This window comes from Fodinicurvata fenggangensis DSM 21160, assembly GCF_000686045.1.
Lineage (GTDB): Bacteria > Pseudomonadota > Alphaproteobacteria > Kiloniellales > DSM-21159 > Fodinicurvata > Fodinicurvata fenggangensis.
Genome location: NZ_JMLV01000018.1, coordinates 1 through 15,716 on the forward strand (window position 1 = coordinate 1; position 15,716 = coordinate 15,716).

Sequence of the window (15,716 nt, forward strand, 5' to 3'; positions counted from 1 at the left end):
CGGCGCCCGCTGCCGCCGGCCCTGGCTATCGCGACGAGAAGACACAGACCGAGCGCGTGCGCCGGCAGCTGTTGCAGCTGGAGCTCGAGGAGAAGCAGGACCGCCTGCGCCCCCGGGCCGAGGTCGAGGCAGCGATGACGACCTGCGGCCGGCGCCTGCGCGACAGGCTCGGTCGCGAGATGGAGCGGTGGGCCGTGCCCTTGGCGCAGCTGACCGGACACGACCAGACAGAGCTGCGCGACTTCCTGCGCGAACGCGCGACGGAGCTGCAGCAGGCCCTGGCCGAATCCCTGGCCGGCGTGGACGACAGCGTCCAGGCCGAGGACGACGAAGGCGAGGAGGATGCCGATGACCAAGCTGCGGCGTAGTACCCTCGCCATAGTGGCGGGCGCCCTGGCGGTTGGCCTGATGCCAGATCCGGTGATCCAGCCGAGCAGCTGGGCCTCCGAGAACGTGGTCGTGCCGGACGGGCCTTTTGCCGGAGAACGGTGGTCCCGGGACGAGGCGCCCTATGCCGCCGAGATCCTGGACAGCCTGGCGCTGCACGAGCCCTGCAACCGGGTGACGGTGCGCAAGAGCGCGCAGACCGGCCTGACCTTGGTGGGTCTGGCCTGGCTGGGATACATCGCCACGGTGGCGCCGGCCGATGCCCTGGTGGTGCAGCCGACACAGGACGCGCATCAGCGCTTCAATCGCGAGAAGCTGCAGCGCCTGATCGATTCCTCGCCGGCAGTGAAGGCGAAGATCTCGCCGATCGCCAGCCGGTCGGGCGAAGGCTCGACCTCGGCGCACAAGCGCTTCCCGGGTGGCGGCATCACCCTGGGCATTGCCAGTTCGGCGGCGGCGCTGCGCTCGGCCACGGTGCGCTATGTCATGGCGGACGAGGTCGATGAGTATCCGGCCGACGTGGACAACCAGGGCGACCCGATGGAGATGCTGGCGGCCCGCCAGATATCCTTCGGCCGCGACGGTCGCTGGAAGCGTCTGGAGATCTCGACGCCGACGCTGTCGCGGCTGAGCCGCATCGACGCGGCCTACGATGAAGGCGACGGGCGGCAGTGGGTCTGCCCCTGTCCGCATTGCGGCGGGGACCAGGTGCTGAAGCCCGAGCAGGTGCGCGGCGCCGAGCGGGCGCCGTTCAATGCGTTCCTGGTCTGCGAGGCCAACGGCTGCGTGATCACGGAAGCGGATCGCTGGCTGATGGTTGGGCAGGGCCGCTGGGTCGCGCAGCGGCCGTGGGTGGAGCGGCATCGCTCCTATCACGTCGATGCGCTGATGAGCCGCCTGGTCACCCTGGACCAGTTCTGGGCCCAGGAGGTTGCGAGCCGGGAGAACCCGCAGAAGCGGAAGGCCTTCCTGAACCTCTGGTGCGGCCAGGTCTACGAAGGCGAGGGCGAGGCCCCCGCCTGGCAGGACTTGCAGCGCCGCGCCCAGGAAATCGACAGCCATGCGGTCGGAGAGATCCCGGCCTGGGTACTGTTCACCACCGCCGGCGTGGACGTCCAGGCCGATCGCCTGGAGGTCTCGTTGTGGGGCTGGGGCGTCGGGCGGACGAGCGCGCTGGTCGAACACAAGGTCTTCTCGGGCGACACCTCGGCCCCGGATGTTTGGGCCGAGCTGACAGCCTGGTGGGCCGAGGCCAAGGAGACCCGGGACGGGCGCAATCTAAACCTGGCGGTGACAGCGGTAGACAGCGGCTTCCGGCCGGCGATGGTGCACGACTGGTGCCGCAGCAAGCAGGGTGCGATCGCGGTGAAGGGTGCCAGCACCACGACCCGGACGGACTGGGCCCTGTCGAACCCGAAGACGATTCACTACACGCCGCGGGGCAAGCCGTCGCGGCGGGCCGGTGCCAACCGCCTGGTGGGCACCTGGCGAATGAAGAGCGAGATCTACTCCGCCCTGGAGATGGAGGGACCGCGGCCGGACGGGAACTTCCCACCGGGCTTTGCCTTCCTGCCGACCGGCGCACCGGACGACCTGTTCCAGCAGATCGTCTCGGAGCAGCTGGTGCGCATCGAGCGCAAGGACGGCCGGGTGGACTATGCCTGGCGGCTCCTGCCGCAGACACGCAACGAGGTGCTGGACTGCGCGGTCTATGCCCGGGCGGCCGCCTATCACTTGGGCATGGAGCAATGGACCACGCAGCAGTGGCAGGACATGGCGGCCCGCGCCGGCGCCCAGGCCGCCGCCGCGGCCAACGCGCAGCTGGACCTGCTGCAGGCCGTGCACCGTCCGCCGGCCGAAGAGCAGGCGACCACGAAGACCGAGAAGCCGAAGGCTGGCGGCAAGCTGGCCGCCCGTCTGAAACGGTACAACCAGGGAAGCTGAGATCATGACGAAAGCCGAGCGGCTGGCGGAAGCGGAAGAGGCGTTGCATCGCCTGCTGACCGGGGCGTCCGTGGCGTCGGCCCGGGATGCGACGGGGCGGCAGGTGACCTATACACAGGCGACCCGCCGGGACCTGGAGGCCTATATCGCGCAGTTGAAGGCCGAGCTGGGGCAGAAGCCCCGCCGTGCCTTGAGGGTGGTCTTTTGATGGCGGCCGCTCAGAAATCCTCGATCCTGGACAAGACGGGCCATCCCTATGCCCTGCCGGACGCCAAGTCCAAGGCCCGGGGCATGGCAGCCTATGACGCCGGCGATCCCTTCAGCCAGGAGCTGATGACCTGGGATCCGCCGACGATGTCGGCGGACTCGGCCTACCTGCCCGAGCGCGAGCGCATCGCGGCGCGGCTGCACGACCTGGTGCGCAACGACGGCTGGGCCAGCGGCACGGTGACCAGCTTCGTGAACGCCGCCATCGGCTCGCAGTTCCGCCTGAACAGCCGGCCCGACTATCGGGCACTGGGAATCAGCTTCGAGGCTGCGCGGCAGCTGGGCAAGGAGATCGAGGCGCAGTGGCGCCAGTTCGCCAACGACCCGCGCTGCTACGCCGATGCCTCGCGCCGGACGACGGTGACCGGCCTGTTCTACCAGGGCTTCCGGCATCGCATCATTGATGGCGAGACCCTGATGGTGCCGGGGTACAAGCCGCGGCCGGGCTGGGGCTGGACCACGAACTTCCGCCTGGTGCATCCGGAGCGGCTGTCGAACCCGAACCACGCGCCGGACACGGCCTATCTGCGCGGCGGGGTCGAGCTGGACGACGATGGCGCGGCGGTCGCCTACCACTTCCGCAAGGCGCACCCCGGCGACTGGCACATGATGGCCAGCGAGTTCTATGCCTGGGAGCGCGTGCCGCGCGAGACGGCCTGGGGCCGGCCCCAGGTGATCCACTACTTCCTGCCGACCGAGGCGGAGGAGACCCGCGGGATCAGCCCGCTGGCCCCTGTCGTCCGGCGCATGAAGATGAACCAGAAGTACGAGTCTGCCGAGCTACAGGCGGCTGTCGCCAATGCGGTGCTGGCGGCCTACATCGAGACCAGCCTGCCGCCGGAAGCGGCAGCGGACCTGCTGAGCGGGCAGAACGAGTGGGAGAACCACAACGAACGGCGCATGGACTTTTACGAAGAGGCGCCGGTGAAGCTGAATGGGATGCGGATCCCGTCCTGCCAAGCGGCGACGGGATCAAAATGCCCATGGCGTCCCGGCCGAACCGGGAGGCAGCGGACTTCGTGAACGCCAGCCTGCGCAATCTCAGCGCCGCGTCGGGGCTGAATCCCAGCACGATCAGCCGTGACTACAGCCAGACAAACTACAGCAGCGAGCGGGCTGCCATGCTGGAGGCCTGGCGCACCATCACGGCGGAGCGCCAGTTCTTCGCGCAAGGCCTGGCATCGCCCATGCTTCTCTGCTTCCTCGAGGAGACCTTCGATCGCGGCTACATCGAGCCGCCGCCAGGCGCCCCGGAGTTCTGGGAAGCCCCGGCGGCCTACCTGCAGGGCGACTGGATCGGGCCCGGCCGCGGCTGGGTGGACCCCGTCAAGGAAGCTGTTGCCGCCGGAACCCGGCGCGTCAACCGCGTGTCCACGCTGGCCCGCGAGAATGCCGAGCAGGGCCTGGACTGGGAAGAGACCCTGGAGCAGCTGGCGGCCGAGCGGCGCCAGATGGAAGAACTGGATCTGGGTCCCATGGACGATGGCGAGACGGCCTATCGCGAGACCGACAGCGAGGGCAACAGCGTCCAGGTCGGCGGCGAGAGCAGCGACGGCAACGGGAGCTAACGCATGACGTCACATCCTTTTCTGGCCGCGCGCCTGTTTGGCACGCCGGTCCTGGCGGAGCCCCGCAAGGCCGAGGTGGTGGCCCGCGTCCTAGCCCCACGGCTGGGCTTGGGCCAGCAGGTGGAGATCCGCAGTGATGCTCCACCTGCCGACCAGAGCTTCTGGGCCAGTCCGCCGCCGGCGTCCCGTTTCGGGGCACCGAACCTGGGCCCGCTGCAGGAGAGCGCAATGCGCGAAGCCTGTGGCGGGAACGGCTATCTGCTGGATCCGCTGAACGGAATCGCGGTGATCGAGGTCAAGGGCACCCTGGTGCACAAGTCCGGCCATGTCCGGGCCTCAAGCGGCGAACTGGGCTACGACGGCCTGGGCGCCCAGCTGACCGCCGCGCTCGAGGACAGCCGCGTCCGGGGGATCCTGCTGGATTGCCACTCCGCAGGCGGCGAAGTGGCCGGTTGTTTCCAGTTCGCGGACCGCGTTCGTGAGGCCGGCGACGTGAAACCGGTGATCGCACTGGCCGACGAAATGGCCTATTCGGCCGCATACGCCATCGCGGCCGCTGCCGACGAGGTCTGGCTGGCCAGCGAGACGGCCGGCGTGGGCTCGATCGGCGCGATCCTGTTGCACGTGGACTTCACCGGCGCCCTGGACGACGCGGGGATCAAGGTGACGGTCCTGCGCAGCGGTGATCGGAAGGCGGATTTCAACCCCTTCGAGGCGCTGAGCGACGACGTCCAGGCGCGCGAACAGCGCGAGCTGGACCAGGTGCGCGATCTCTTCGTGCGACGAGTGGCGGACTGGCGTGGCCTGCCGGATGACACGGTCTATGGGACAGAGGCCGGAACCTACACGGGCCGTGATGCCCTGGAGATCGGCCTTGCCGATGGTATCGGCGCGCCCGAAGCCGTCTATGACGCCTTCGCACAGCGCCTGAAGGAGCTGTCTGCAGCGCCGGCGGCCTGACAGCCGGCCCTCACCCCGCCGTTGGACGGCGGACATTCCAAAGGAGAAAGCCATGGGTAAGCGATTTGGACTGCTCAGCCGCAAGGCTGAGGAGGAGACGGCGGAGTCCGTCGAAGAGGAAGAGACCGAGGCCGAGAACGCCGAGGACACCGAAGCCGAAGAGGCCGAGGAGACCGAGGCGGAGGGCGCCGAAGCCGAAGATGAAGAGGCCGAGGAGGAGTCCGCGGAGGACGAGGACAAGGAGATGTCCGAGCGCGGCCGTGAGCGTAAGCGGATCGCCTCGATCCTGCGCTCGAAGGAGGCCAAGGGCCGCATGTCGGCCGCCATGGCCTTTGCCCTGGACACGGACATGGAGCCCAAGGCCGCGAAATCGGCGCTGGCCGGGATGTCAAAGGACTCTGGCAGCGGCTTCGACACCCGCATGCAGCAGGCCGCGCAGCCGGACCTGGGGCCGGGCGGCAAGCCTGGGGCGGACAAGAGCAATCCGGCCGCCTCGATCCTGGGCAACTACCAGAAGATGGGCGGCCAGGTGCCGTCAAAACAGCGCGGCTGACGAACAGGGCCGCTTCACAGGGGGCGAAGGCGCTTTTCAGCCTCAAGATATTGAAAGGATAGAGCCATGCCTGCGGATTCCGCTGAGTTCGAGTACCAGCCGGGGCACTTCGTCTCCGGCGATTTTCCCATCCACACCCAGCCGGTGACCATTGCTTCGGGCGAAGAGCTCGAGGCGCGCAGCGTGCTGGGCCAGGTGACCGCTGACGGTACCTTCAAGCTGTCGGCATCGGGCGCCAGCGACGGTTCCGAGACGCCGAAGGCGATCCTGGCCTATGCGGTGGACGCATCGGGCGGGGCCGTCGAGGCCGCCGTCTACATGTCCGGCAGCTTCGATCCGGACAAGCTGGTCTACGGCACCGGCCACGATGCCGAATCCGTTGCCCAGGCCCTTCTGGGCAGCCCGATCTTCCTGCGCAAGCCGGATCAGCGCTGAGCCTGAGCTGCCAGTTTCAACCCATTGCCCGGCAGCGTGCCGGCAGACCGAGGAGCAAGTATCATGGATGTGACCCTGTACGATACGCGCACGCTGCTGCGCGTGGTCGAGGACCTTTACGGACCGTCGACCTTTATCCTGGAGACCTTCTTTGCCCAGGAACAGACCTTCGACACCGAGATGATCGACTTCGACCTGGTGAAGACGGCCCAGAAGCTGGCCCCTTTTGTCAGCCCGATGGTCCAGGGCCGCCCGATGCGCGGTCGTGGGACCACCACCCGGTCTTTCAAGCCGGCCTACCTGAAGCCCAAGGATGCCGTCGATCCCAACCGCCCCTTCAAACGCCGAGCCGGCGAGCGCTACATGGGCGAGATGACCCCGGCGCAGCGACGCGATGCGGTGATCGCCGACATCCTGCGCGATCACACAATCGGCATCGACCTGCGCCTGGAATGGATGGCCGTCCAGGCCATGGTCAATGGCAAGGTGACGGTCTCAGGCGAAGACTACGAAACCGTGGAGGTGGACTTCGGGCGCGATTCCGAGCTGTCCATCCAGCTGACCGGGGGTGCCCAGTGGGGCGAGGCCGGCGTGAAGCCGACCGAGGACCTGGAAGAGTGGTTCGAACTGGTCGGCGACAAGTCCTCGGCCCCGGTGACCGACGTGGTGATGGACACCAAGGCCTGGCAGCTGCTGCGCGCGGACGAGGACTTCCGGGACACCCTGGACAATCGCCGCGGCACCTCGGCCAGCTTCGAGCTGGCGCCGGACAGCCGGATCAATGTCCAGTGGAAAGGCAGCACCGGCACCACCGATTACTGGGTCTATACGGCCAAGTACGAGGACGACGACGGGAACCAGGTGCCCTTCCTTCCGGAACACACGGTTATCCCGGCCAGCCGCCTGATCGAAGGTGTCCAGGCCTTCGGCGGGATCAAGGACCCCCGTGCCGGGTATGTGCCGGCCCGCTGGTGGCCGAAGAACTGGATCAACGACGATCCGCCGACCGAGTTCGTCATGACCCAGTCGGCACCGCTGGTGATCCCGTCGCGGCCCAACGCTGCGGCCTGCATCCGCGTGCGCGAGCCGGCCTGATCGCAGGCTGACGCCTGACCATCCAACGACGAAAGGCCCCGGGTGACCGGGGCCTTCGTATTTTCGGAGAAGAGACATGAGCAAGGACAAGAAGCTGACGATCGTGCCGACGATCACCCTGAAGATCGAGCGCGGCGGATCGCGCTTGGTGGCCGGCAAGGAAGCCTCGGTGAAGGAAGCGGAGGCCCATCGCCTGGTGAAGGCCGGCCGCGCGAACTGGCCCGCCGGCAATGCCGCGCCCAAGCCGGCGAAGCCCGAGGGCGAGGCCCTGACGGCCGCGATCTCCGAGGCCATCGGCAAGATGGACCGGTCGGACCAGGAGCAGATGACCGCCGCCGGCGTGCCCTCGACTTCGGCCCTGGCGCAGATGCTGGGCTACAGCGTATCCGCCGAAGAGCGGGACGCGGGCTGGGCGCGCTTCCAGGAGCAGAACCCCGGTCTGTTCAAGGACTGATCCATCATGGCCCTGGACTGGGACAGCCTGACGGTGCGGCCGGTGGCCGGGATCTTCGCGCAGGACGTGGAGTACCGGCCGCTGGACGCCGCCGACTGGATCGAGACGCGCGGCATCTTCAACGAGCCGCACGAGCTGATCCAGCTGGGCCAGGTGCCCATGGGCGACACCCAGCCTTCGCTGGACCTGCGCCTGGAGGACCTGCCGGGCGTGGATCCCCAGCAGGGCGACCTGGTTCGGCTGTCCGACAGCCGGGTCTTCGAGGTCTGCGATCCGCCGGAACGGCAATCCGAGCCGGCGGTGCGGCTGCGCCTGATGCAGGTGGGGAACGGCAATGTCTGAGGATCTGCCCTGGCGCACGGCCCTGCGGCATGAGGCGCTGCCGCTGATCAAGGCGGCGCTGCCGGACCTGGCCGCGAAGGTTTTCGACTCCCCGGTGACACCGCGGGCTTCGGAGCAGCTGCCCTATATCCTGATCCACACGCCGTCGACGCGGTACGAGAACGTCAGCCAGGAAGTGCACATGCCGTCCTTCCGGGAACGGCAGCGCCTGCAGATCGAGCTCCACGATACGGCCGGAGGCGGGGACGACCTGGCTACACGGCTGGACGAGAAGGCACTGACGATCGAGGGCGCCCTGATGAGCGATCCCGACTGGGTCAACCTGGCCAGTCATATCGATCTGGTGGAGACGACGAACGAGACCGACGGCGAGGGATCGCAGCGCAAGGCGGTGGCCACCCTGGTGATCGAGGCGTGGCGTGAGATCGACTTCGAGCCGAAGGTCGAAGACACGCTGAAGAGCCTGCGCTTCGAGGTGGACGTGATCGATCCGGCCGCCGACCCGAACCGACAGTATCCCGGCCCCGACGGCCGCATTGAAGTCGGAGGCGACTTCGACATCCCGCAAGAGGAGTGAGGACCATGTACGTGAAGCCTCGAGCCGGGGCGCTGGTGCGCGACCCCGAGACGATGAAGCCTGTGCCGGCGAAAGGCCGGGACGTGCCGCGATCCAGCTACTGGCTGCGCCGCCTGCAGGCGGGCGAGCTGGAGCAGGCCCAGAAGCCCAAGCGCCGCCAGGCGGGCGCCAGCAAGAAGGAGGACTAAGCCATGGCGGTGTCTTTCGAGCGTATCCCCGCGAACGTCCGCGTGCCGCTATTCTATGCGGAGGTGGACAACAGCCAGGCCAGCTACTTCCAGATCCAGCAGTGCGCGCTGCTGATCGGGCAGATGCTCGAGGCCGGCGATGCCGAGGCCGAGGTCCCAGTGCTGGTCAGCACGGCCGACCAGGCCCGCGGCCTGTTCGGCAATGGCTCCATGCTGCATCGCATGATGCAGGCCTATCGCCGCAACGACGACTTCGGCGAAGTCTGGTGCCTGCCGCTGACGGATGCCGACGCGGCTGCCGCGGCGAGCGGCAGCCTGGAGATCTCCGGCACGGCCACCACGGCCGGGCAGGTGAACCTCTACATCGCCGGCGAGCGGATCCGCACGGCGGTCAGCGTCGACGACGATGCCGAAGACGTGGCCGCCGCCATCGTCGAGGACGTCAACGCCATCACGGCCCTGCCGGTGACGGCGGAGGTGGACGGCACCACGGCTTCGAAGGTCAACCTGACGGCGCGCCACGGCGGCGACCTGGGCAACGAGATCGACCTGCGCCTGAACTTCCTGGGCAATGCCGGCGGCGAGCGCACGCCGGACGGCCTGGAGATCACCGTCACGGCCATGGCCGACGGCTCGGGAGATCCCGAGATCGCCGACGCCCTGGCCCAGCTGGGGGACGAGGAGTACGACTTCGTCGCCATGCCCTATACCGACACGGCGAACCTGGATGCCGTGAAGGAGGAATGGGGCGACGTGACGGGCCGCTGGTCCTGGTCGAAGCAGATCTATGGCCATGTCTTCAGCGCTATGCAGGGCACGCTGTCAGAGCTGAACACCTTTGGCACCGGCCGCAACGACCCGCATGTGACGGTGGTCGGCTATGACGGCAGCCCGACACCGCCCTGGGAATGGGCGGCAGCCTGGACTGGCCAGGCGGCGGTCAGCCTGCGGACGGATCCGGCGCGGCCGTTGCAGACCCTGCCGCTGCAGGGCGTCCTGGCGCCCCGCTCGGAGAAGCGTTTCACGATCAGCGAGCGGCAGACGCTGCTGTTCGACGGCATCGCCACCTGGGCGGCGAGCGAGGACGGCACGGTGCGCATCGAGCGCTCCATCACGACGTACCAGCAGAACGAATACGGCGAGCCGGACCCCAGCTACCTGGACGTCCAGACACTGTTCCAGCTGGCCTACATCATCCGGCGCATGCGCCAGGCGGTGACCCAGAAGTTCGGCCGCCACAAGCTGGCCAACGACGGCACGCGCTTCGGGGCCGGCCAGGCGATCGTAACGCCGCGGATCATCAAGGCGGAGCTGGTCGCGCAGTACGCCGCGATGGAGGAGCTGGCGATCGTCGAGAACCGCGAGGCCTTCCAGGAGGCCCTGGTGGTCGAGCGCAACGCCACGGATCCGAACCGCGTGGACGTGCTCTATCCGCCGGACCTGGTGAACCAGCTGCGGGTCTTCGCCCTGCTGGCCCAGTTCCGCCTGCAGTATCCTGAGTGAGGCCCCGCGCCTCCCGATCTTTCGAGGAGTAAAGACCCATGAGCAAGCGCATCGCCGGGACCTGCTATTTCAAGGCGGATGGCGAGTCCTTCAACCTGCGGGGCAGCTTCACGGTGAGCCCCGATCCCTACGAACGGGAAGGTGTGGCCGGCCTGGACGGCGTCCACGGCTACACCGAAAACCAGCGGGTGCCCTATATCGAGGGCGAGATCTCCGACCACGCGGACCTCTCGCTGAAGCGGATCCGCGAGATGACCGACGTGACCATCACGGCCGAGCTGGCGAACGGTAAGACGTACGTCCTGCGCAACGCCTGGGCCGCGTCGGCCCGCGACCTGAACGCCGGCGAGGGCAGCATGACGCTGCGCTTCGAGGGCCTTGAATGCGAGGAGATCTGACATGGATCAGACAGTCAGACTGAGACAGGCCGTTCAGGCCCACGGCAAGGAAATCGAGACCCTGGTCCTGCGCGAGCCGACGGGCGAGGACATCACGGTCTGCGGCTATCCCATGAAATTCGGCGACGGCGAGGCGCAGCCCGAGGCCAAGGCGATCTCGAAATATATCGCGCGCCTGGCGGACGTCCCGCCCAGCACCGTCAAGCAGCTGAGCACCGCCGATTACAACGAGTGCCTGATGGTGATCATGGGTTTTTTCATGCCGCCGGAGTCCCTTCAGCAGAACCAGACCATGGGGTCGGCCTGATCGACCGCCTGTTCGACCTGGCCTATTTCTGGCGCTGGGGCCCGGCCGAGCTGGGGCAGGTCCGCCTGTCGCAGCTGCGGCTCTGGGAAGCCCAGGCCCGCCGGATAGGCCAGGAAATCAATCCGTCGAACCCTCACTGAGGCAGCCATGTCCGATCGTCGCTTCAGCGTGCAGGCCATCGTCTCGATGGTCGACCGCATTAGCGGGCCCATGCGCCGGATGACCAATGCCATGCGCGGGCCGCGCCGGGCCTTCGGCAACCTGGCCTCCGCAGCCGGACGCCTGGGCACCCAGCTGGGTCTGATCGGTGCGGCCGGCGGCGGGGCCGTCTTCGGCATGCACCGCTTCATGTCCGGGGTGTCGGACCTGGGCGTCCAGGCCGAGCAGGCGGCAGAGCGCTTGAAGGTCTCCACGGAGTGGCTGTCCCAGTGGCAGCAGGTGGGCCGGCAGTTCGGCATCGATCCTGGCGACCTGGCGGACGGCATGCGCGAGCTGGCCATGCGTGCGGACGAGTTCGTGATGACGGCCGGCGGGCCGGGGGCCGAAGCCTTCGAACGCCTGGGCCTGTCGATCGAGGACCTGCGCAAGACCGGCGGCGACACCGACAAGCTGTTCGAGCTGATCATCGACAACATCCGCGACATGGACAACGTGGCCGCGCAGGCGCGCGTCGTGGACGAGCTGTTCGGCGGCCAGGCCGGCGAGCGCTTCACCGAGATGCTGTCGGCCAGCCAGTCGGAGATGGAGGCCTTCCAACAGGCCGCCGTGGAGTCCGGTCGCGTGATCGATGACGAGATGGGTGAGGGCCTGCGGGCTTATGGCCGCTCCATGACCAGCCTGATGCAGAGCACAGAGGGCTTGCGCATCGCCATCGGGACATCGCTCGTGCCGGTCCTGATGCCGCTGATCGAGCAACTGACGGACTGGATCCAGGCGAACCGCGACCTGATCGCCACCAAGGTGGAGACCTTCGTGGAGCGGCTGGCCACCTGGCTGCAGGAGGTGGACTGGACGGCCGTGCTGGAGGGGCTGCAGACCTTCGCCGATCGCGTGGGTGCGGCCGTGGACTTGATCGGCGGCTGGGACAACGCCCTGGTCGGCCTGATCGCCGTGCTGAACGGCCCGCTGATCGCGGCCCTGGTCTCGGTCGGTGCGGCGATCGTCAAGCTTGGCGCCGTGCTGCTTGCCAATCCCATAGGTCTTGCGGTGGCCGGGATCGCCTTGGCTGTCACGGCCATCTATCAGAACTGGGGCGGCATCGGGGATTGGTTCGAAAAGCGCCTGGGCAACCTGGAGAATATCTTCAGCGGTACCTTTGAATGGATCATCGGCCTGCTGACCGGCGATTTTGCACGCTCGGCCGAGGGCGTGAAGGAGGTCATGCGCGGCATGGACGGTGTTTTCAAGAGCACTTGGGAAGCCATCGAGGGAATCGTCAGCTGGGCCTGGGGCGAGATCAGTCCGATCCTGGACAAGTTCGGCCTGCTGGAGCCCATCAAGACGGCCTGGGACGGGCTGAAGAACAGCTTCGATAATATTCTCGGCACGATCGAGGGCCTCTTCGAGGACGCCTGGAATCTGATCGAGCCGATCGTGAACAGCATGAAGGACGCGGCGGACCTGCCTGGCCGGATCGGCACGGGGCTGGCGAACTTCGGATCTAGCCTGAAGTTCTGGGAAGACGACGAGGACGAGGCCGCGCAGGCGCGGCAGGCGCCCGGCGCGCAGGGCTACCAGCAGGGCTCGATCCTGCGCGAGGCGCAGCGGCGCTGGGGCGGCCAGCTGGACGTGCGCTTCCACAATGCGCCGGACGGCATGCGCGTGGAGTCCACCTCGGATGAAGACATGGACGTGAAGGCCGATACCGGAAACCATCCACTGGCGAGCGGAGCAGCCCCATGAGCTGGCGCGAGCGTTTGCGCCCCGGCAGCTTCCGGGGCGTCGGCTTTCATCTGGACGCGGACGACCGGCCGGCAGGCCGGCGGGCACAGGTGCACGAGTACCCGCAGCGGGACGAGCCCTACACCGAGGATTTGGGGCGGCAGACGCGCCGCTTCCGCATCTCGGCCTATCTGCTGGGGCCGGACTATGACCAGGAGCTGCAGGCACTGATCGAAGCGCTGGACCAGGCGGGCCCCGGCACGCTCGTCCATCCCTTCTATGGCGAGCTGCAGGTGGTCTGCCTGGGCGACGGCACGCGGATCTCGCACGACCGGCGCGAAGGCGGCTATTGCCGCATCACCATGTCCTTCGTGGAGGCGGGCGCCCTGCGTTATCCCGAGGGGCAGGTGAACAGCCGCGTGCAGACGCGCAGCTCGGCCGACCTGCTGGACCAGGCGGCACTGGCGGACTTCGCCGCCACCTTCGACGTGACGGCCTGGCCCGACTATGTGCGCGATGCGGCCACCGGCCTGGCGGACGAGCTGTCGTCTTTCATCTCCGACGGCTTCATGGCGGCGCCGCTGGAACTCACCGGCCTGCTGTCGTCCTTCGTCTCCTCGGCGACCGGCGCCCTGTCGGCGCCCATGGACCTGGGCCGGGCGGTCCAGGGGTTGGTGGGGGATGCCGCCGGCCTGATGGACAGCGGGGACCGGCTGGAGCCGCTGCTGGATCTGGGCCGCTTCTCGGGCAGCGGGGGTCCGACCTATTTCGACACGCCGGCCCGGCGGGCCCAGGCGGACAACGCCCGCGCTTTCTCGGGGCTGACTCGCCGCGCCGCTCTGGCTGAGGCCGCGCGGGCCACGGCGGACATGGAGTGGGAGGTTCTGGACGACGCGCTGTCGGCGCGTGAGCGAATCGGCGGCGGCCTGGACACCGAGGCGCAGCGGCCGGAAGTGAGCGACCGGACCTTCCGCGCGCTGACCGAGCTGCGCACCACGACGGTGCGCGACATCACGCGCCGGGCGGCCTCGGTCCCGCAGCTGCGGACCGTGCGGCCGAATGCGCCCATGCCGGCCCTGGTGCTGGCCTATGACCTGTTCGAGGACGCCGGCCGGGAAAGTGAGATCGTGACCCGCAACCGGATCCGCCATCCCGGATACCTGCCGGCCGAAGAGCTGGCCGTGCTGGAGCGCTGAGGTATGGACGAAGAAAATCAGGTGCGGGTCCAGGTGGACGGCCGCGACCATGCCGGCTGGCTGGAGGTGGAGATCTCCGCCAGCATCGAACGGCAGGCGCGCTCCTTCACCCTGGCCATCACCGAGAGCTGGCCGGGGGCCGCGGCGCAGGCCGGGCGGGTGCGCCCGGGGGCGACGGCGCGGGTCTTCATCGGGGCTGACCCGGTGGTGACCGGCCATGTCGACGCCACGCCGATCAGCTATGACGCCGGGCAGATCCGGGTCAGCCTGCGCGGCCGCTCGAAGACCGCCGACCTGGTGGATTGCGCACCGGTGGAAAACGGCGGGCAGTTCCGCAACCGGCGTGTGGAGCAGGTAGCGCGCGCCCTGGCGCGGCCCTATGACGTGGAGGTGCGCGCCGATGTGGCGACTGGGGCGGCAATACGTGACCACCAGGTAGAGCCGGGAGAGACGGTCTTCGAGTCCATTGCCCGTATGCTGGAGCTGCGCGGCCTGCTGTCCACCGACGATGCCGAGGGCGTCCTGGTACTGACCCGCGCCGGGGAAGGCCGGGCGGCCGATGCGCTCGAGCTGGGCCGAAACGTCCTCTCGGCCTCGGCTGATTTCGACATGGTGGACCGCTTCAGCGAATACCGCGTTCTGGGCCAGCAGGCGGGCAGCGACCTGGATTATGGAGAGACGATCAGCGGCGTGCGCGCTGTGGCGGAGGATCCCGCCGTGCCGCGCCGGCGGGTCACCGTGATCACGGCCGATGGACAGGTGGACACCGGCACGGCGCGCGAGCGGGCGCGCTGGACGGCGGCGAAGGCAGCGGGCGAGACACAGCGGGCACGGGTGCGCGTCCAGGGCTGGCGGCAGTCCGACGGACGGCTGTGGCAGGTGAATGAGCGCACGCGCCTGACCTGCCCCGTCCTGGGCCTCGATCGCGAGATGCTGATCGCCGAGGTGACCTATCGCCTGGACAGCGCCGGCACCACGACGCGCCTGAGCCTGGCCCCGCAGGAGACTTTCGAAATGCCACCGGCCAAGCAAGTGGCGAGCAGTGAGTCCTCGTCGCCCTGGGGACTCGGTTGGGAAGAACCATGAGCAACCGGCAGATGAAACACCTGCTCTCGCCGATCCGCCGGGCAATACGACTGGTCCTGTCGCGCGGAGTGGTGACCGCGGTGAACGCCGGCCTGAAGATGCAGGGCCTGCAGATCAAGCTCTATGCCGACGAGGTCAAGGGCGACCTGGAGCACTTCGAACCCTACGGCTTCACGGCGCATCCGCACTCTGGGGCCGAGGCGCTGGGCGGCTTCTTCGGGGGCGACCGCAGCCATGGCCTGGTCATCACCGTGGCGGACCGCCGCTATCGCCTGCGCAACCTGAAGGCGGGCGAGGTCGCCATGTACGACGATCTGGACCAGGTGGTGCACCTGACCCGCGAGGGGATCCGGATCTATTCGCCCATGGACGTAACCGTGAAGGCGGACAATCTGGCGCGCCTGGAAGGCGACGTGGTGGAGATCCATGCCGCCACGAAGCTGCATTTCGACGTGAACGGCTATGGCGAGGACTGGGTGCACGACGGCGCCGCCTGGCGCGTCGACACCTGGAAAGACGGCAACGTGGTGAGCGGCAGCAGCAATCCGATCTCGCCGCCCGAGCACGAGGGATAG

The 15,716-nt window shown here is 68.2% G+C and carries 21 protein-coding genes; 20 read left to right on the forward strand and 1 reads right to left on the reverse strand.

The window, feature by feature from the left end:
• The 16 genes from BP38_RS22855 to BP38_RS21305 form a co-directional block, all read left to right on the forward strand.
• Nucleotides 1-368 (forward strand): hypothetical protein (locus BP38_RS22855; protein ID WP_035725770.1); only part of this gene is annotated, 368 nt, incomplete at its 5' end.
• Nucleotides 349-2,331 (forward strand): phage terminase large subunit family protein, encoded by a 1,983-nt coding sequence (locus tag BP38_RS0117105; protein WP_026988730.1) that lies wholly within the window; start codon nucleotides 349-351, stop codon nucleotides 2,329-2,331. The genes BP38_RS22855 and BP38_RS0117105, both read left to right, overlap by 20 nt.
• Before the next feature lie 4 nt (nucleotides 2,332-2,335).
• Complete coding sequence (gene gpW / locus BP38_RS0117110) at nucleotides 2,336-2,539, forward strand: gpW family head-tail joining protein (RefSeq protein ID WP_026988731.1); 204 nt, start codon at nucleotides 2,336-2,338, stop codon at nucleotides 2,537-2,539.
• A complete protein-coding gene (locus tag BP38_RS23235) occupies nucleotides 2,539-3,621 on the forward strand; it encodes a phage portal protein (protein WP_051609501.1) in 1,083 nt (360 codons plus the stop codon). The genes gpW and BP38_RS23235 overlap by 1 nt, the downstream gene beginning before the upstream one ends.
• Nucleotides 3,582-4,166, forward strand: a complete 585-nt coding sequence (locus BP38_RS23240; protein WP_051609502.1) for a phage portal protein — start codon at nucleotides 3,582-3,584, stop codon at nucleotides 4,164-4,166. The genes BP38_RS23235 and BP38_RS23240 overlap by 40 nt, the downstream gene beginning before the upstream one ends.
• Before the next feature lie 3 nt (nucleotides 4,167-4,169).
• Entirely contained in the window at nucleotides 4,170-5,126 is a 957-nt protein-coding gene (locus tag BP38_RS0117120; RefSeq protein ID WP_026988732.1) for a S49 family peptidase, read from the forward strand.
• 52 nt (nucleotides 5,127-5,178) lie between these two features.
• Nucleotides 5,179-5,679, forward strand: coding sequence for a hypothetical protein (locus tag BP38_RS21965; protein ID WP_026988733.1), 501 nt, complete (start codon nucleotides 5,179-5,181; stop codon nucleotides 5,677-5,679).
• A 66-nt stretch (nucleotides 5,680-5,745) separates the two neighbouring features.
• Nucleotides 5,746-6,114: a head decoration protein gene (locus BP38_RS0117130; protein WP_026988734.1), complete on the forward strand. Its 369-nt coding sequence runs from the start codon at nucleotides 5,746-5,748 to the stop codon at nucleotides 6,112-6,114.
• 63 nt (nucleotides 6,115-6,177) lie between these two features.
• Nucleotides 6,178-7,209, forward strand: coding sequence for a major capsid protein (locus tag BP38_RS0117135; RefSeq protein ID WP_026988735.1), 1,032 nt, complete (start codon nucleotides 6,178-6,180; stop codon nucleotides 7,207-7,209).
• A gap of 76 nt (nucleotides 7,210-7,285) precedes the next feature.
• Entirely contained in the window at nucleotides 7,286-7,663 is a 378-nt protein-coding gene (locus BP38_RS0117140) for a hypothetical protein (protein WP_026988736.1), read from the forward strand.
• 6 nt (nucleotides 7,664-7,669) lie between these two features.
• Entirely contained in the window at nucleotides 7,670-8,005 is a 336-nt protein-coding gene (locus BP38_RS0117145; RefSeq protein ID WP_026988737.1) for a head-tail joining protein, read from the forward strand.
• Nucleotides 7,998-8,582, forward strand: coding sequence for a hypothetical protein (locus BP38_RS0117150; protein ID WP_026988738.1), 585 nt, complete (start codon nucleotides 7,998-8,000; stop codon nucleotides 8,580-8,582). The genes BP38_RS0117145 and BP38_RS0117150 overlap by 8 nt, the downstream gene beginning before the upstream one ends.
• Nucleotides 8,583-8,593: 11 nt before the next feature.
• Complete coding sequence (locus BP38_RS0117155) at nucleotides 8,594-8,770, forward strand: DUF2635 domain-containing protein (protein WP_245602440.1); 177 nt, start codon at nucleotides 8,594-8,596, stop codon at nucleotides 8,768-8,770.
• A gap of 3 nt (nucleotides 8,771-8,773) precedes the next feature.
• Complete coding sequence (locus tag BP38_RS0117160) at nucleotides 8,774-10,273, forward strand: phage tail sheath subtilisin-like domain-containing protein (RefSeq protein WP_026988740.1); 1,500 nt, start codon at nucleotides 8,774-8,776, stop codon at nucleotides 10,271-10,273.
• A 38-nt stretch (nucleotides 10,274-10,311) separates the two neighbouring features.
• The gene (locus BP38_RS0117165) at nucleotides 10,312-10,671 is read left to right on the forward strand and encodes a phage tail tube protein (RefSeq protein WP_026988741.1); all 360 of its coding nucleotides are present in this window, start codon (nucleotides 10,312-10,314) and stop codon (nucleotides 10,669-10,671) included.
• A 1-nt stretch (nucleotide 10,672) separates the two neighbouring features.
• Nucleotides 10,673-10,978, forward strand: a complete 306-nt coding sequence (locus BP38_RS21305) for a phage tail assembly protein (RefSeq protein WP_051609503.1) — start codon at nucleotides 10,673-10,675, stop codon at nucleotides 10,976-10,978.
• Here BP38_RS21305 and BP38_RS0117175 read toward each other — a convergent pair.
• Entirely contained in the window at nucleotides 10,948-11,127 is a 180-nt protein-coding gene (locus tag BP38_RS0117175) for a hypothetical protein (protein WP_026988742.1), read from the reverse strand. The genes BP38_RS21305 and BP38_RS0117175 overlap by 31 nt on opposite strands.
• Between BP38_RS0117175 and BP38_RS0117180 the strand changes: the two genes are divergently transcribed.
• Genes BP38_RS0117180 through BP38_RS21970 form a run of 4 tightly spaced genes read left to right on the forward strand, consistent with a single transcriptional unit; the run spans nucleotide 11,126 to nucleotide 15,716 of the window.
• Nucleotides 11,126-12,880 (forward strand): phage tail tape measure protein, encoded by a 1,755-nt coding sequence (locus tag BP38_RS0117180; RefSeq protein ID WP_026988743.1) that lies wholly within the window; start codon nucleotides 11,126-11,128, stop codon nucleotides 12,878-12,880. The genes BP38_RS0117175 and BP38_RS0117180 overlap by 2 nt on opposite strands.
• Nucleotides 12,877-14,055: a DNA circularization protein gene (locus BP38_RS0117185; protein WP_026988744.1), complete on the forward strand. Its 1,179-nt coding sequence runs from the start codon at nucleotides 12,877-12,879 to the stop codon at nucleotides 14,053-14,055. The genes BP38_RS0117180 and BP38_RS0117185 overlap by 4 nt, the downstream gene beginning before the upstream one ends.
• A 3-nt stretch (nucleotides 14,056-14,058) precedes the next feature.
• Nucleotides 14,059-15,141, forward strand: a complete 1,083-nt coding sequence (locus BP38_RS21310) for a phage baseplate assembly protein (RefSeq protein WP_051609504.1) — start codon at nucleotides 14,059-14,061, stop codon at nucleotides 15,139-15,141.
• Nucleotides 15,138-15,716: a phage baseplate assembly protein V gene (locus BP38_RS21970; protein ID WP_081816762.1), complete on the forward strand. Its 579-nt coding sequence runs from the start codon at nucleotides 15,138-15,140 to the stop codon at nucleotides 15,714-15,716. The genes BP38_RS21310 and BP38_RS21970 overlap by 4 nt, the downstream gene beginning before the upstream one ends.

Coding starts and splice junctions, on each gene's coding strand:
- BP38_RS0117105 (WP_026988730.1), top strand. CDS start 349: ATGACCAAGCTGCGGCGTAGTACCCTCGCCATAGTGGCGGGCGCCCTG.
- gpW (WP_026988731.1), top strand. CDS start 2,336: ATGACGAAAGCCGAGCGGCTGGCGGAAGCGGAAGAGGCGTTGCATCGC.
- BP38_RS23235 (WP_051609501.1), top strand. CDS start 2,539: ATGGCGGCCGCTCAGAAATCCTCGATCCTGGACAAGACGGGCCATCCC.
- BP38_RS23240 (WP_051609502.1), top strand. CDS start 3,582: ATGGCGTCCCGGCCGAACCGGGAGGCAGCGGACTTCGTGAACGCCAGC.
- BP38_RS0117120 (WP_026988732.1), top strand. CDS start 4,170: ATGACGTCACATCCTTTTCTGGCCGCGCGCCTGTTTGGCACGCCGGTC.
- BP38_RS21965 (WP_026988733.1), top strand. CDS start 5,179: ATGGGTAAGCGATTTGGACTGCTCAGCCGCAAGGCTGAGGAGGAGACG.
- BP38_RS0117130 (WP_026988734.1), top strand. CDS start 5,746: ATGCCTGCGGATTCCGCTGAGTTCGAGTACCAGCCGGGGCACTTCGTC.
- BP38_RS0117135 (WP_026988735.1), top strand. CDS start 6,178: ATGGATGTGACCCTGTACGATACGCGCACGCTGCTGCGCGTGGTCGAG.
- BP38_RS0117140 (WP_026988736.1), top strand. CDS start 7,286: ATGAGCAAGGACAAGAAGCTGACGATCGTGCCGACGATCACCCTGAAG.
- BP38_RS0117145 (WP_026988737.1), top strand. CDS start 7,670: ATGGCCCTGGACTGGGACAGCCTGACGGTGCGGCCGGTGGCCGGGATC.
- BP38_RS0117150 (WP_026988738.1), top strand. CDS start 7,998: ATGTCTGAGGATCTGCCCTGGCGCACGGCCCTGCGGCATGAGGCGCTG.
- BP38_RS0117160 (WP_026988740.1), top strand. CDS start 8,774: ATGGCGGTGTCTTTCGAGCGTATCCCCGCGAACGTCCGCGTGCCGCTA.
- BP38_RS0117165 (WP_026988741.1), top strand. CDS start 10,312: ATGAGCAAGCGCATCGCCGGGACCTGCTATTTCAAGGCGGATGGCGAG.
- BP38_RS21305 (WP_051609503.1), top strand. CDS start 10,673: ATGGATCAGACAGTCAGACTGAGACAGGCCGTTCAGGCCCACGGCAAG.
- BP38_RS0117180 (WP_026988743.1), top strand. CDS start 11,126: ATGTCCGATCGTCGCTTCAGCGTGCAGGCCATCGTCTCGATGGTCGAC.
- BP38_RS0117175 (WP_026988742.1), bottom strand. CDS start 11,127: ATGGCTGCCTCAGTGAGGGTTCGACGGATTGATTTCCTGGCCTATCCG.
- BP38_RS0117185 (WP_026988744.1), top strand. CDS start 12,877: ATGAGCTGGCGCGAGCGTTTGCGCCCCGGCAGCTTCCGGGGCGTCGGC.
- BP38_RS21310 (WP_051609504.1), top strand. CDS start 14,059: ATGGACGAAGAAAATCAGGTGCGGGTCCAGGTGGACGGCCGCGACCAT.
- BP38_RS21970 (WP_081816762.1), top strand. CDS start 15,138: ATGAGCAACCGGCAGATGAAACACCTGCTCTCGCCGATCCGCCGGGCA.